At 60.5% G+C, this 14,172-nt stretch carries 10 protein-coding genes; 4 read left to right on the forward strand and 6 right to left on the reverse strand.

All coding sequences use genetic code 11. The features are described 5' to 3' along the window. Positions 1-1,593: an isocitrate lyase gene (locus tag R0125_RS01055; RefSeq protein ID WP_248181516.1), complete on the forward strand. Its 1,593-nt coding sequence runs from the start codon at positions 1-3 to the stop codon at positions 1,591-1,593. 93 nt (positions 1,594-1,686) lie between these two features. Here the strand turns inward: R0125_RS01055 and R0125_RS01060 are convergent, their stop codons facing one another. The 3 genes from R0125_RS01060 to R0125_RS01070 all read right to left on the reverse strand — a co-directional run bounded on the left by R0125_RS01060 (position 1,687) and on the right by R0125_RS01070 (position 5,567). Then, entirely contained in the window at positions 1,687-3,069 is a 1,383-nt protein-coding gene (locus R0125_RS01060; protein ID WP_248181514.1) for a sigma-54 dependent transcriptional regulator, read from the reverse strand. Between the two features lie 151 nt (positions 3,070-3,220). Continuing rightward, on the reverse strand, positions 3,221-4,300 hold the full coding sequence (locus R0125_RS01065; RefSeq protein ID WP_248181512.1) for a M48 family metallopeptidase: 1,080 nt from the start codon (positions 4,298-4,300) through the stop codon (positions 3,221-3,223). Then, positions 4,269-5,567, reverse strand: coding sequence for a YjgN family protein (locus tag R0125_RS01070; RefSeq protein ID WP_248181511.1), 1,299 nt, complete (start codon positions 5,565-5,567; stop codon positions 4,269-4,271). The genes R0125_RS01065 and R0125_RS01070 overlap by 32 nt, the downstream gene beginning before the upstream one ends. A 200-nt stretch (positions 5,568-5,767) precedes the next feature. Here R0125_RS01070 and R0125_RS01075 point away from each other — a divergent pair, with 200 nt between their 5' ends. Further along, a complete protein-coding gene (locus R0125_RS01075; RefSeq protein ID WP_317236832.1) occupies positions 5,768-7,546 on the forward strand; it encodes an SLC13 family permease in 1,779 nt (592 codons plus the stop codon). A 76-nt stretch (positions 7,547-7,622) separates the two neighbouring features. On the opposite strand, the gene R0125_RS01080 is transcribed toward R0125_RS01075, so the two are convergent. Continuing rightward, positions 7,623-9,584 (reverse strand): hypothetical protein, encoded by a 1,962-nt coding sequence (locus R0125_RS01080; RefSeq protein WP_317236833.1) that lies wholly within the window; start codon positions 9,582-9,584, stop codon positions 7,623-7,625. Between the two features lie 183 nt (positions 9,585-9,767). Here R0125_RS01080 and senA point away from each other — a divergent pair, with 183 nt between their 5' ends. Both senA and R0125_RS01090 read left to right on the forward strand, forming a co-directional pair. Further along, positions 9,768-11,111, forward strand: a complete 1,344-nt coding sequence (senA, locus tag R0125_RS01085) for a selenoneine synthase SenA (protein ID WP_317236834.1) — start codon at positions 9,768-9,770, stop codon at positions 11,109-11,111. Positions 11,112-11,135: 24 nt separating this feature from the next. Continuing rightward, positions 11,136-11,879 (forward strand): putative 4-mercaptohistidine N1-methyltransferase, encoded by a 744-nt coding sequence (locus R0125_RS01090; RefSeq protein WP_317236835.1) that lies wholly within the window; start codon positions 11,136-11,138, stop codon positions 11,877-11,879. A 1-nt stretch (position 11,880) separates the two neighbouring features. Here R0125_RS01090 and R0125_RS01095 read toward each other — a convergent pair whose 3' ends face one another. Then, positions 11,881-12,522 carry a methyltransferase domain-containing protein gene (locus R0125_RS01095; protein ID WP_317236836.1) on the reverse strand — a complete coding sequence of 214 codons (642 nt, stop codon included), beginning with the start codon at positions 12,520-12,522 and terminating at the stop codon, positions 11,881-11,883. Continuing rightward, positions 12,515-14,095: a cation:proton antiporter family protein gene (locus R0125_RS01100; RefSeq protein ID WP_317236837.1), complete on the reverse strand. Its 1,581-nt coding sequence runs from the start codon at positions 14,093-14,095 to the stop codon at positions 12,515-12,517. The genes R0125_RS01095 and R0125_RS01100 overlap by 8 nt, the downstream gene beginning before the upstream one ends. Between the last annotated feature and the right edge of the window lie 77 nt (positions 14,096-14,172).

The raw sequence follows: 14,172 nt of genomic DNA on the forward strand, positions 1-14,172 counted from the left end.
ATGCCATACGCAAAAGACGTTGACGCCATTGCTTCCATTCTGAAGCAAAACCCGACCTGGAACGCCATCAACCCGAAGCACGCGGCCCGCATGCGCGCCCAGAACAAGTTCAAGACCGGTCTGGACATCGCCAAGTACACCGCCAAGATCATGCGCGAAGACATGGCGAACTACGACAACGACACCGCTCAGTACACCCAGTCCCTGGGCTGCTGGCACGGCTTCATCGGCCAGCAGAAGCTGCTGTCCATCAAGAAGCACTTCGGTACCACCAAGCGTCGTTACCTGTACCTGTCTGGCTGGATGGTTGCGGCTCTGCGCTCCGAGTTCGGTCCGCTGCCGGATCAGTCCATGCACGAAAAGACCGCTGTATCTGGTCTGATCGAAGAGCTCTACACCTTCCTGCGTCAGGCGGATGCCTGGGAACTGAACCACCTGTTCCGTGCTCTGGAAGAAGCTGAGAACGCCGGCGACAACGCCAAGGCGGAAGACCTGATCAAGCAGATCGACAGCCACGAAACCCACATCGTGCCGATCATCGCCGACATCGACGCTGGTTTCGGTAACGCCGAAGCGACTTACCTGCTGGCCAAGCAGATGATCGAAGCCGGTGCTTGCTGCATCCAGATCGAAAACCAGGTGTCTGACGAGAAGCAGTGTGGTCACCAGGATGGCAAGGTTACGGTCCCCCACGCCGACTTCCTGTCCAAGATCAACGCCGTGCGTCTGGCGTTCCTTGAGCTGGGTGTTGATGATGGCGTTATCGTTGCCCGTACTGACTCCCTGGGCGCTGGCCTGACTCAGAAAATCGCCGTGACCAACGAGCCGGGCGATCTGGGTGACCAGTACAACAGCTTCATCGATGGTGAGGTGATCGAGAAAGCCGAAGACATCAACAACGGCGACGTTGTGATCAAGCAGAACGGTCAGCTGGTTCGTCCGAAGCGTCTGGCTTCTGGCCTGTTCCAGTTCAAAGCCGGCACTGGCGAAGATCGTGTTGTTCTGGACTGTATCACCAGCCTGCAGAACGGCGCAGACCTGCTGTGGATCGAAACCGAGAAGCCGCACGTTGGCCAGATCGCTGCCATGGTTAACCGCATAAAGGAAGTGGTGCCGGACGCCAAGCTGGTTTACAACAACAGCCCGTCCTTCAACTGGACTCTGAACTTCCGTCAGCAGGTATTCGACGCATGGCAGGAAGAAGGCAAGGACGTATCTGCCTACGACCGTCCCAAGCTGATGAGCGAAGAGTACGACAACACCGAGCTGGGTCAGCTGGCGGATCAGTGGACTGCCAACTTCCAGCGCGACGCCGCTCGTGAAGCAGGCGTGTTCCACCACCTGATCACGCTGCCGACATACCACACTGCGGCCCTGTCGACCGACAACCTGGCCAAGGGCTACTTCGGTGACGAAGGCATGCTGGCCTACGTGGCAGGTGTACAGCGCAAGGAAATCCGTCAGGGTATCGCCACCGTTAAGCACCAGGATATGGCTGGTTCCAACATCGGTGACGACCACAAGGAATTCTTCGCTGGTGAAGCCGCGCTGAAAGCCGGTGGTAAAGACAACACTATGAACCAGTTCGGTTAATCGAACGGCTCGTTGTCTCCGGGCAGGGCCGCTGGCCATGCCTGACACACAAAACCCCGCCTGGTGCGGGGTTTTGTGTTTTCAGCGACACGGTTATTGATGGTTGCGGTGGTGCTTGCCGCCGTGAGATCGGGTGTGGTGGGGATCGTATTTGTCCATCAGGCGATAAAAGGATACCCGTGAAATCTTGAGGATCCGCGCCGCTGCAGTCACATTCTGATGCGACAACGCCAGGCTGCACGATAATGCCTGCTGGTCTGCCCGGGCGCGGAAGGCTTCGAGAGTCAGCCCCGCCTGCCCGGGTACGGCCATGCCCAGCTCGGCGAGCCCGAGGTCCGCCGGCTCGATCATCGACGATTCGCTCAGCAACATGGCCTGACGTAAGCGGTTCTGCAACTCCCTCAGGTTGCCGGGCCAGTGGTACTGCGCCAGACTCTGCAGGGCGGGGGTGCTCAATTTGCGAGCGCCGAACGTGGTGTGGGTGTTTGCCAGTATGTGGTTGGCGATCACCGGAATGTCCTCGGGGCGGTCACGCAGTGGCGGCAATTGCACCTCCAGGCTGCCCAGGCGGTAGTAAACGTCGCTGCGAAACGCGCCGGTCTCGACAAGGTTCTTGAGTGGGCGGGCGGTGGTTGCGATCACCCTTACGTCCACTTTGTGGGGGCGTGTCGCGCCCACCCGTTCAATCTGTCCCTCCTGAAGAAATCGCAGAATGGCCGATTGCTGGTCCGGATGCAGCTCATCAATGCCAGACAGCAACAAGGTGCCACCATCGGCGGCGTCGACCCGCCCGCGGCGGGCGGTAACCGAGACGCCAAGGGGGTCTCCCTCCTGGCCAAACAGCTCGCTCTGGGTCAGCGGCAGCGGTAAAGCCGCGCAATTGACGGCGACGAACGGCTGGGTTCTGCGGGAGGAGTGGCGGTGGATGAAGCGCGCGGCCGCGTCCTTGCCGGTGCCACTTTCGCCCGAGATCAGCACCGGTTCGTGGGTTTTGGCAAAGCGCCGCAGCATGGCTCTGGCCTGGCGGATGGCCTGGGATCCTCCCTCCAGGGCGGCATCCTGATAACTGTCGTGGGGCTCGAAATCGGTGCGGGCATGCAATTGGGCCATACCCCATAGGTGTCCCAGAACGGTATTGAGCCGATCGGCATCCAGTGGCAGGTGGTGGTAATCCGTGCAGTGTCTTGAGATCAGGGTGCCGAGACGGCTGTCCTCGCTCGGGGAGGCTGGCAGCAACCCAACCCAGTAGGACAGCCGGAACGCCTCGATCCACTGATCAAGATAGGGCGTGCCTTCGTCCGGGTAGACACTGAGATCCAGAATGCCGACACGGGCTCGCCCGGCACCCGCGAGCGCAAAGGGGGGCGGTTCGGTCAAATCAAACGAATGGATGTTCCAGTGGGCTGACAGAAGAGAGTCCTGCTGGTCTCTGGCGTTAGCCGCTGACAACCAGACGAGCGGTCGTTGTTCCTTCATGACGGATCTCCCGGAGAACGCGTTCCGGAAAACATTCATACATGGAATGTGCCATCTGAACGGGCAGGCCTGTTTTCAGTGGCTTGCATCTGGCGCGACAGGCCAATTGTCAAATTCTGTAAAGTTTGTCGACAGTTGTAGGCCTGTCACGTCAGTGGCCAGGGCGAAAACGCTCGATGCGCTCGTCACCACCGGGGTGGCTGGAGAGCATATCCAGCACGGCATCCCACCGGCTGTCCCGGGTCTGTTCTTCAGACGATTCTGTGCCGGCTATGGCCATCAACCGGGTCATGATGTTGGCGAAATGGCCGGTATCGATACCGTTTTCCTGCAGGTTATTCAGGGCAAACGTGTCTGCCTCCCGCTCCATCTCCCTGGAATAGGCCAGGCTCACGAGTACGGCGGGCACCACCACTGTGGCATCGGAGAAGGCCGATAGGTCGCCGGTCATCATCACGATCAGCCAGAATGTCAGCGAGCCCTGAACCATGCCCTGCAAGCCGTGCCGATGGGCGACATGACCGATTTCATGGGCAAGAATGGCCGACAGTTCGTCGTCGTGTTGCGCCAGGTTTACCAGATCGTCGGTAAAAATCATCGTGCCGTCTGGCAGAGCCATGGCGTTGGCGCCAATGGCGGGGGAATGGCGAAACAGTACCCGCAGAGGCTCCCGGGTGTCTGCCGTCATCAACAGCGAGCGGAAATGAGCCTGTAACTCAGCTTGACGTTCAGTGGACAGGGTTGAAGGTTCCAGCCAGGTTGAGTCAAGGGTAGCCAATGTGGAGCGCCCCGCCTGTTCAGCCACGGATGCCGGCAGGGCATTGGCAACAACGTGGGCCGCCCACGGTACGCCGTACACGAAGGCCACTGCGGTGGTGGCCAGCGTCACCACCACCGCCACCAGGATCAGGCCCAGATGACTTTCCAGTCGGTGTAGAAGCTGCCGGCCACGCCCCTGGCGGGATTGCCGGTCCAGCAGGTCGACCCCATCGTTGTCTTCGGTTTCAAATACGCCGTCGTCGGGCAGGTGCAGGTAGCGGGGCGTATTGCCGATGCGGGGAGAGATCCGGACATCGGCCGGAGACAGGCGAAGCCGGCTGTCGCCGGTCTCCACCATGATGATGCCCGCTACCGATCGCAGAATGGCACTCTGGCGATTGGAGTGGCTACCGGTGTAGAAATGCCCTTCAATAGTGACTTCAGATGGCGGCGAAATCGACATCGAAGGCATCTCCCAGTTCCTGCCCGAGCGCGCTGGTGCGATTCCTTTCGGCCGCCACGAAGTGGTTCAGGTCGCCTTTCACCATCATGGCCGTGCAAGCCGCGCGGTAGCGTGCCATGCGCACCTTGGCCCAGGGTGTGAACAGACCGAGGGTCAGCACCACCAGCACCGAGTTGCTCAGGAAAATCCAGAACATCTGCAGTGGCTGCAGCCCGGACTGGAAGCCATGCTGGTCCAGCGTCACAGAATTCATGAAGAGGTTGGTGATACCGGCCATGAAGTACCCCAGCAGGGTGGCGTAGCCGACAGCGGCGACCAGGCCTGCCGTCGCAACGGCGCCGGAGCGTGCAATCAGGAGCGCAACCAGGCCGAAGCCAATAGCGATAAGCAGGCCGATTCCAAAAAATCGGTAGTACTCAGCGGTTGCGCCCTTGAATTCAAAACCGGTGGTGCCAAAGCGACTGCCGTTGGCGACGAACTCATGCGTTTTCTTGATGACCAGCGGGGTGAGCAGCAGCAACGTCAGCAGGTTCAGCAAGGGCCATACGAAAGTCACCATGAACGCCTGCCCGTACTTTCCTTCAAAGTCGAAACGGATATTGCGCCAGGCGCTGTTGATCGCCTTGAAGCGGAGTGAGCGGATCATGATCCAGGGCACCAGGGGAATGAAGGCGAGAGCAAACATCACCGCGGCCTCCACGAACAATTCCGACAGCACCACGTAAGCGACCAGTACCGCCAGTGCGATCAGGCGGCCCTTGAGAATGGTGATCGGGCTCGCCAGGTACTGGAAGCTGGCGCCGTCGAGCCGGGTATTGCCGTAGAAATATTGATTGTTCCGTACGGTCGCCCAGGCGGAGTAGATACCCAGGGTGACGATGGTCAGCAGGATGTTGACAATCCAGATGCCAAAGTACTCTTTGCCGTTGCCGGTGAACTCCAGACCTGAACGCCGGCGCTGGAGGCCGTCGGAGTCCTGATGGGGCGGCTCTTCCGGGGGCACTGCGGCGGATTTGCGCACCGTCGGGTTTGGCGTCGTGGCTGCCTGTGCCGATATCTGCACTTCCGCACCGGCCTCGGTGAGGCGGTCGTAGTACACCAGGGCGTCGGCATGGCTGAGGCCGGACCTGAGGGTCTTTCGGGTGGTGGAAAAGAGCCGTTCGGTGCGGTCGTCTGAGGTGCGGAACAGGGCTTTCATATTTTCCCTGACTTGCGCTTCGCTGAATCCTTCCAGAATCTTGCCTGCAAACGTAATCTGATAAAGGTCGGTGGTCATGCCATTCCCTGTGTCTGTGTTCCCTGTCATACGCGCTACCGTCAACGGTGTGAACGCGTCTCTCTGCCCGCTAAGAGCGTTAACCCGAGGTAAGTTAACAGAAATTCATGTTCAGTGCGTGATTCCAGCCACAACTATTGTATGTTCAACTGACAGGAATCTGACGCCTCTGTTGGCTGTTGCACTTCGGGAGACACGTTTTGACGCTTGAGCAGGGAATCGTATTTGCCGTACTGGGCACCACCCTCGGCCTGTTTGTATGGAACCGTTTGCGGTTTGATGTGGTGTCCATGCTGGCACTGCTGGCCATTGCGGTAGCGGGTCTGGTGCCCTCGGACGAGCTGTTCGCCGGCTTTGGTCATCCCGCCGTGGTGACGGTCGCGGCGGTACTGGTCATCAGTCAGGGGCTGGTGAACGGTGGCGTGGTGGATAATCTCGCCAAGCTGCTGGGCAAGGTCGGGCATCGGCCCACATTGCAGTTGCTGATGCTCACCGCGGTGGTCGCGCTGTGTTCGGGCTTTATCAACAACGTGGGGGCGCTGGCACTGCTGATGCCCGTAGCCGTGTGGATGTCCCGTGAGGCCGGTCGCTCGCCTTCACTGTTGTTGATGCCGCTGGCCTTCGGCTCGCTGCTGGGTGGCACCATGACCCTGATCGGAACACCCCCCAATATCATTATTGCCAGTTACCGTGAGGGTGACAGTTTCGGGCTGTTTGACTTTGCGCCGGTGGGCGCGGCGATTACCCTCGCGGGCATCGCTTTTATCACCCTGGTGGGCTGGCGGCTGACGCCGCGGCGGCAAGACAGCGACGATGGCGGTAAGCTGTTCAGTGTGGGTGACTACGTCACCGAGCTGAAAGTACCAGAAGACTCATCCTTTGCCGGGGGTACGCTGCACAACCTGCTGACCCGGGCAGAGAGCGAAGAAGACGTGGTGGTTCTGGCCCTGATCCGCAACGAGGAGCGGTCGCTGGCACCCTCCACCTTCAAGGTGCTGCAGGAAGGGGATGTATTGCTGGTGGAGGCCGACACCGACAGCTTGCAGGCATTTCTGGACAACACCGGCCTGGAACTGGCCAGTGCATCGGAGGAATCGGATGAGACGCCGCCGGAGATCGACGCCGGCGACATCCTGCTCACCGAGGTGGTCATCACCCCCGAGTCCAGCCTGCAGAACCAGACCGCGAACCGACTCAACCTGCGGGAACGGCACGGGCTGAACGTGGTGGCTCTGGCCCGCCAGGGGCACAGGCTGAAACGGCGTATCGGCGATGTGCGTTTCCAGGTTGGTGATATCCTGTTGGTGCAGGGGCATGAAGAGTCCCTGGGCACCGAGTTGCAGCAGTTAGGCTGCCTGCCACTGGCCGAGCGCGGTTTGCGACTGGGCCGGGATCGCCGGACCCTGCTTGCCGGTGGGTTGTTCATCGCAGCGATTGTGTCCATTGTCGCGGGCTGGCTGGCGCCGCCGGTGGCGCTGGTTGGCTGCGCCGTTGCTATGGTGCTCACCGGGTTGCTCAACCCCAGCGATGCCTACAAGGCCATCGACTGGTCGGTGATTGTACTGCTGGCTGCGATGATTCCGGTCGGCGGGGCGCTGGAGGCAACCGGCGGCGCCGAGCTGATTGCCGCCCAGATGTTGATGATCAGTGAGGGGCTTGCCCCGGCGTTGGTGTTGGGGGTGCTGCTGGTGGGCACCATGCTGCTGTCCAACGTGGTGAACAACGCCGCCGCCGCGATCCTGGTTGCGCCCATTGCACTCAGTATGGCCACGGAACTGGATATGGCTCCCGATGCGGTGCTGATGGCGGTGGCCGTGGGCGCCTCCTGTGCGTTTCTTACCCCCATTGGTCATCAGTCCAACGCCCTGGTGATGGAGCCTGGAGGTTACCGTTTCGGAGACTACTGGCGGTTGGGCTTACCGTTGTCAGTACTGGTGACGGTGGTGGCGGTGCCGGTGATACTGCTGGTGTGGAGCTAGGGCTCACAGGCGCGGGTCGTAAAGCCCCAGGCGGATCGCCAGGCCTGCATGGCTGGCGGTCCGCTGGTTTGCGGATTTACGGGTTGACCTGCATCAGGATGGTCAGGCCCAGACTGTCTGTGGTGCCGTCAGTCGGTGTGAAGTTGTTGGTGAAGATACCGATGCTGGCATCTTCGTTGAAGAAGCCGCTCAGTTCCGTGGTGCCGTCGGACTCCGTGATGGTCACTGTGGTCTGGCCATCTTCCCCGACCGTCACGCTGGCGTCGCTCTCGAACGCTGTTGCTGCGCGCTCGACCTGACTGGTGAAGCCTGCCCGATCCAGAGCTACAACCGTACCCTCTTCGGTCCCTGCGGTGTTGGAGCTCATATTGAGCAATGTGTTGAAGCGCGGACCGCCGAGTTCGATAGCTTCACCGCCGGTGAATCCGGTCGAGATACCGAACACGCGGTAGCTGTTGCCTTCAATGGTCGGGGCGCTGGCTGGCAGGCGCACCATCAGTGTTTTGCTGAATTCGGATTCGCCCGGCACTGAATCATCGGCCGAAAACAAGGCAATGAAATTGAGATCCGCGTTGATAAAGCCATCCTCCGGGTCTCCACCGATGGTGACAAAGTCGCCGTTGTCAGTCAGTTCAAAGGGGAGATCGGTTTCCTCCACGCCGGCAGGCTCGGTAAAGTATTCAACACCTGCGGGAGTCAGGGTCAGGTCCTGGAGTGTCCCGGCTGTCGCGTCCAGTGCGGTGCTCCTGAAATTAACGATATTCTGCTCGGTGGTCATGGTGATGTTGCTTGTAGCGGCCTGATCATTTTCCAAGTAAACCCGACCGAAAGCACCGTTCAGATCAATCGGGCTATCGCCCGATGGCGTTTGCGCAAAGACCTCCAGGGTCTTGGAGAGTTCATCGCCCTCTTTCGCGTTGGGATCCAGATCACCCTCCATGGTGGTGCCATACCGGATAACGGTCTCGGTGTTTGCCAGCACGAACACGTTACTGTTCAGGGCTTTTTGCAGCCGCAGCGTGGCGGGTGGGGAGCGGAAGCCGACAGCACCCTCAACTTCCTCTTCAAACGGCACTTCCAGGGTTATGGTGTTGTTGTCCTTGAAGATACCCGGGAAAGATTCCGCCTCGTCATTAATGTCGCCAGAGGTGAACAGGCTGGTATTGGCAAGACCCGGACCGCTCAACAGGCTGTCGAGGCCCTCTTCGGTGGTCAGGGTGATTTGCAGGTCGCCGTCCGTGTCCGAGGCGAAGGTAAAGTTTGCGGTAAAGATTTCCGAGGCCCAGGTGCCGCCGCTGTTGTTGTCCGAATCGTACAGCCCCAGTTCGATGGCTGAGGAGCGGTAGTCACCGGCAATGGTTGTCACATCGCCGTCTTCGGTGGTGGCCAGTTCGATCTGGCCCTCGAGATCCTCGCCCACTACCTTGTCCAGCTCCGCCAGCATGTCAGCCAGCTGGAAGTCCGGTGACGCGGTCAGGTCAAATTCCGCCACCCGGCTTTTGATCTTCACCACGTCGGTGACTTCGAGGTTTTCCAGGGAGGCGCCACTCTGCACGAACTTTTGCAGAATGAATTCCGAGGCCGGGTCGATATCCACGTCCTGCTCAACCACTTGTGAGCGGATCTGCGCGTTGTTGGTGCCGGTGATGCGCACCACCAGATTGCCCGCCAGGTTGACGCCCTGGGGCAGGGTCAGAGAGTAATCGCCGGTGATGGAGGTGCGCGCCGTGGCGAGAACCTCACCAATTTGCTCGCCGTTATCATCCACACGGATGAGTTCCACGTCGGCGCCTTCAACCGGTTGCAGGCCGCTGATGGCAGCCATGGCGCGGGGGATCAGAAAGCCGCTGGCGATCTCGAGCAGGCTTTTTTCCTGGTAATAGGCAATCTGGCCGCCCGGTGCGCTGGCGGTGCCGCTGATTGCGACGTCACCCGCTACGGGGTCGTCAGAACCGCTTGAAGAAGAATTACTACAACCAGAAAGAGCCACGCTAGCGGCAATGGCCGAAGCCAATGAGAGTTTTTTCAGGGATAACATGGATGACATCCTTTTTTTGGCTTTTGATGGTGCGAAATCACTATTGCAAAGGGACAGGGCTCTGGAATCCCCTGAATTGGGGATAGGGCGAGAGAAATAACGGAAATTCGGCCGTATCCGCACTCATCCGTCAGGCAGTTTGTTATCGTACTCATCGGTCTGTTGGTTTCGGGGAGCAAGCGCGTGGACAAGGCAATCATTCTGGCGGATCTGGAACGCACCCGGCAGCGCACGCGGGCATTGATTACCTCGTTGCCGGACGCCGCTCTGGACGTGCCTTATCATCCGGGCGTTAATCCGCCGTTGTGGGAAATGGGGCACGCGGCCTTTTTCTACGAAGTGTTTGTGTTCAACCTGCTGGACGGCACGCCCAGCTTCAACCCGGCCATGGACGACCTGTGGGACTCCTTCCATGTGGACCACCGGGACCGTTGGTGCCGGGATCTGTTTCCCGGCCGTGAAGAAACGCTGGCGTACTTCGATACCATTTACGACCGCATGGCTGATCGTATCCGCTCCCGGCCGATGACGGACCGGGATCGGTACCTCTATCGCTACGCCATCTATCACCAGAACATGCACATCGAATCGTTGATCTGGTGCCGCCAGACCGTCGGCTATCCCGCTCCGCCTGAGATGAATTCCGAGCGTCCGGCACCCGGGGAACGCATCGACGGCGATGCCGTCATCCCGGCCGGGCGCTGGCTTATCGGCATGCCAGGAGATTCCGCGGCATACGCGGATACCGATTTCGGGTTTGATAATGAAAAGCCACGTTTCGATGTGGAGTTGCCGTCGTTCGCCATATCCCGTGTTCCGGTGTCCAACCGCGAGTTTCAGGCCTTCGTGGAGGATGGGGGCTACCGCCGCCCGGAGCTGTGGTCCTTTGGCGGCCGCAAATGGCTGCAGTCCGAGACCGATGTGGCGCTGGTGCATGGGTGTGCCGAGCCGCTGATGAGCGAACCGAGACAACCGCTCTACTGGCGCTGGCACGATGAGCAGTGGCAGGAGCGCCTGTTTGACCGCTGGCAGATACTGAATCCCGATGCGCCGGTCACCCATGTTACCTACTGGGAAGCGGAAGCCTGGTGCCACTGGGCCGGGCGCCGGCTACCCACAGAGCATGAGTGGGAGGTGGCCGCTCTCGGCAACCGGCCGGGTGAGGCCTTCCGACGCTACCCCTGGGGCAATGAGCCGCCAACGCCGGCGCAGGCGGATATGGACGGCTGGGGCATGGCGCAGAACCCGGTCTGGGATTATCCTGAAAGCGACAGCCCCTTTGGTTGTCGTCAGATGATCGGCGGTGTCTGGGAGTGGACCAGCAGTCAGTTTTTCCCCTATGACGGCTTCCGTATCGACATGTATCCGTTCATGTCTACTCTGCAGTTTGGTGATCACAAGGTGACCCGGGGAGGAAGCTGTGCGACGTCGTCCAACCTGATTCGCGGGACCTATCGCCAGGCCTACCTCCCGCAGAGAAACGATGTGTATACGGGGTTCCGCACCTGCGCACTCCCCGCAACCTGATCGGACATCTTCAAAGGAACCGCCATGAACGTATACGAAACCGACGAACTGCTCAGCCAGTACCTGGGTTTTCATTTCGGCGAGCCCCATTTCGGGGTCAGTAACTATCCGGCCCGGTGCGCCGGCATCTGCCAGGAGCTGATGGCCGGCCGTGACAAGCGCAGGGCGCTCGATCTGGGCTGCGCTGTGGGCCGCACCGCGTTCGAGCTCGGACGGCTGTTTGACGAGGTTGTCGGGGTCGATCTGTCACAACGCTTTGTCGATGCCGCCGCTACCCTGAAAGAGGCCGGAGCGATTGATTATTTCCGCCGTGATGAAGGCGAGCTGGGTGAGCGCGTCACCGTCAGCCTGCAGGCGCTGGACCTGGCGCGCGCCGCCCCACGAGTGCGCTTTGCCACCGGCGACGCTTGCAATCTGGGGGTGGAACATGCCGACTACGACCTGATTTTCGCCGGCAACCTGATCGACCGGCTGCAGGACCCCGGAGCGTTCCTGGGGGACATTCACCAGCGTCTGGCGGTTGGCGGTACGCTGGTCATCAGTTCGCCTTATACACTCCTCGAAGAGTTCACGCCGCGCGCCAATTGGATCGGCGGTCTTACTCACAACGGCCAGCCCCGCACGGTGCTTGACGGAATGCGGGACGTCCTCGCAAGTCATTTCGAGCCGGTGCAGGCCCCGGTAGATGTGCCGTTTGTGATTCGCGAGACCCGCCGCAAGTTCCAGCACACCATTGCCGAGCTGTCGGCCTGGCGCCGCATTCGCTGAATCACGCCCGGCGGCTGAACAGGGCTGTCTGGGTGGGATGCCCCAGTTCCTGATGAAAGTCGCCGATACCACCAAATTCAACCCGGTAGCCGTTGCGGTCGGCCACGCCGAGGGCCCAGCGGCGGAACTTGGTGCGGTCCCACTCGAACTTGTGGTCTTCCTCGCGAAACTCCCCGGGCTCGAGATCGAACAGCGGGTTGTACTCCCGGTTGGGGGTGGTCATGAACAGCACCCGCGGTCGGTATTCCCCGAACACCGCCAGCTCCACCCGGGACAGCTCTCCCGGGTAGACGTGCTCGATGGTTTCCACCATGGCCGCGGCATCGAATCCGGCCAGCTCGGAGTTGCTCTCGGCGTAGGAGCCTCTCACCAGGCGGATGCGTTCCGGCGCCAGGGCCAGCCAGGGTTCGAGGTTGAGGCGTGCCTGCCGGATGGACAGGCCGGACTGCTCCAGCCCGACGATGTGCTCAAATTCCGGAAACGCCGCCAGGCGGTAAAGCAGAGACCCTGAGCCGCAGCCGAGGTCGAGCACGGTCTTCGCGCCGGTGCGCTGCAGCGTGCGGGCCACGAAGTCCAGACGCTCCTCATGGAGGGACGTCATCTGGGTCATGTTGCCACGGGTGGGTTCTTCAAATTCATACATGGCCCGTGCCTCTGGCGGGGTCGGCGTAGTTGCGGACAAGGTGCTCCTGAAGATGACTGGCCAGCGCAACGCCGGTTTCGCTCATGGTCAGGTAGGCCTCGTCGGCACCGGCTTCGCGGATTTTCTCGGCCTCATCCTGGTACATGGTGTGGGCGACAATACGACCGGTGAAACCCAGTTTACGGAGCATGCGGGCGGCGATCAGTTTGCCCTCGATATCGTTCATGGCAAGGATGACCGATTGCAGGTCGGGCATGTGCAGGCTTTCCCAGAATGTGTTGTCTTCCGCGTCCGCAAAAACCACATTGCGGCCCTCGGCCTGATGAGTAGACGTTTTTGCCGGGTCTGAATCCAGCCCCATGACGCGGTTGTCTTTCGCGTGCAGCCAGTCATAGGCCGCCGTGCCGGTGCGCCCCATGCCCATGACGAGTATGCGGGTATCGCCAAGAGAAATCGGCTGTTCGTCGGGGTGTCGTTTATGTCGTTCGTAACCTATCAGTGATCGGTTGTAACGTTCGTAAAGGCCGTGGGCAAAGCGGTTCAGTGGCGCGGAAATAACAAATGAGAGTGAGACGGTGATCGCCAGAGGGATCAGCCATTCCGGTAACGCCACGCTGGCCACAATCAGCCCGAATTCACTGTAGTTGGTCAGGGACAGGGCCGACAGAAAACTGCTTCGTGCCCGTAGCCGGAAGAGTATCAGCAGGAAGAAAAACAGGATGCCCTTCAGGGGTAGCACCAGGGCGGCAATTACGGCGAAGATGATGGCCTGCTGATCAGGGAGCCCGCCGATCCCGATCTGCAGGAAAAAGCCGACCAGGAAGACCTCTTTCACGCTCCACAATGATTTCGCCAGTTCCTGGGCGCGGGGGTGGTCGGCGAGCATGGCACCGAACACCAGAGCGCCAAGCTCCGAGCTCAGGCCGGCGGCTTCGAACCCCAGGCCACCCAGTACCAGGGCGAGCAGTAGTCCCAGCAGAACCAACAGCTCGTCGTGCCCGCTGGCGTCAAGCAACCGGAAGAGAAGCGGGCGGAGCAGTGGCAGCCCGAACACCAGCAGCGCCCACTGCGACGGCGTTTTACCCGCAGCTACACTCATCACCACCAGGGCAATGAGATCCTGCATGATCAGGATGCCGATGGCGACGCGGCCGTGAAAGGCCCGCAGTTCCCGTTTGCTTTCCAGAACTTTGGCCGCCAGCACCGTGCTGGAAAACGACAGGGCAATGGCGAGCAGCAGTGCAGTGGACCAATCCAGGTCCATCATCAGGTAAAGCCCGGGCGCGAATACCGCGCAGGTGATGCCGAAATGCAGCAGGCTGCCGCCAATGACCTCGGGGCTGATGATCGAGCGCAGTTTCAGTTTCAGGCCAACGGTGAACAGCAGCAACAGAACGCCGAGGTGGGCGATATGCTTGAGCGCCGCCGTCTCCTCGATCTCGATGCCGGTGGTCGCAGCGAGTCCGCTCAGGGCAAAGCCGGCGGCAAGGTAGCCGACCAGTGGGGGCAGCCCGATTGCTTTGACAATCAGGCCGAGGCCAAACGCGAAAGTGATCCAGATAGCTTCAGGCATTGAACCGCTCGGGAGACAGGGTAATCCTGCCCTGAAGCTTACTGGTTTTCAGGCGCAAACTGTAGTCGACCAGCAGG

The sequence above is a fragment of the Marinobacter sp. M-5 genome (genome assembly GCF_032911545.1).
In the GTDB taxonomy this organism is placed as follows: domain Bacteria; phylum Pseudomonadota; class Gammaproteobacteria; order Pseudomonadales; family Oleiphilaceae; genus Marinobacter; species Marinobacter goseongensis.

What these genes read in the sequence shown, in the direction of transcription:
- R0125_RS01060 (WP_248181514.1), bottom strand. Translation starts at nt 3,069, where the DNA reads ATGAAGGAACAACGACCGCTCGTCTGGTTGTCAGCGGCTAACGCCAGA.
- R0125_RS01065 (WP_248181512.1), bottom strand. Translation starts at nt 4,300, where the DNA reads ATGCCTTCGATGTCGATTTCGCCGCCATCTGAAGTCACTATTGAAGGG.
- R0125_RS01095 (WP_317236836.1), bottom strand. Translation starts at nt 12,522, where the DNA reads ATGTATGAATTTGAAGAACCCACCCGTGGCAACATGACCCAGATGACG.
- R0125_RS01090 (WP_317236835.1), top strand. Translation starts at nt 11,136, where the DNA reads ATGAACGTATACGAAACCGACGAACTGCTCAGCCAGTACCTGGGTTTT.
- R0125_RS01080 (WP_317236833.1), bottom strand. Translation starts at nt 9,584, where the DNA reads ATGTTATCCCTGAAAAAACTCTCATTGGCTTCGGCCATTGCCGCTAGC.
- R0125_RS01055 (WP_248181516.1), top strand. Translation starts at nt 1, where the DNA reads ATGCCATACGCAAAAGACGTTGACGCCATTGCTTCCATTCTGAAGCAA.
- R0125_RS01070 (WP_248181511.1), bottom strand. Translation starts at nt 5,567, where the DNA reads ATGACCACCGACCTTTATCAGATTACGTTTGCAGGCAAGATTCTGGAA.
- R0125_RS01100 (WP_317236837.1), bottom strand. Translation starts at nt 14,095, where the DNA reads ATGCCTGAAGCTATCTGGATCACTTTCGCGTTTGGCCTCGGCCTGATT.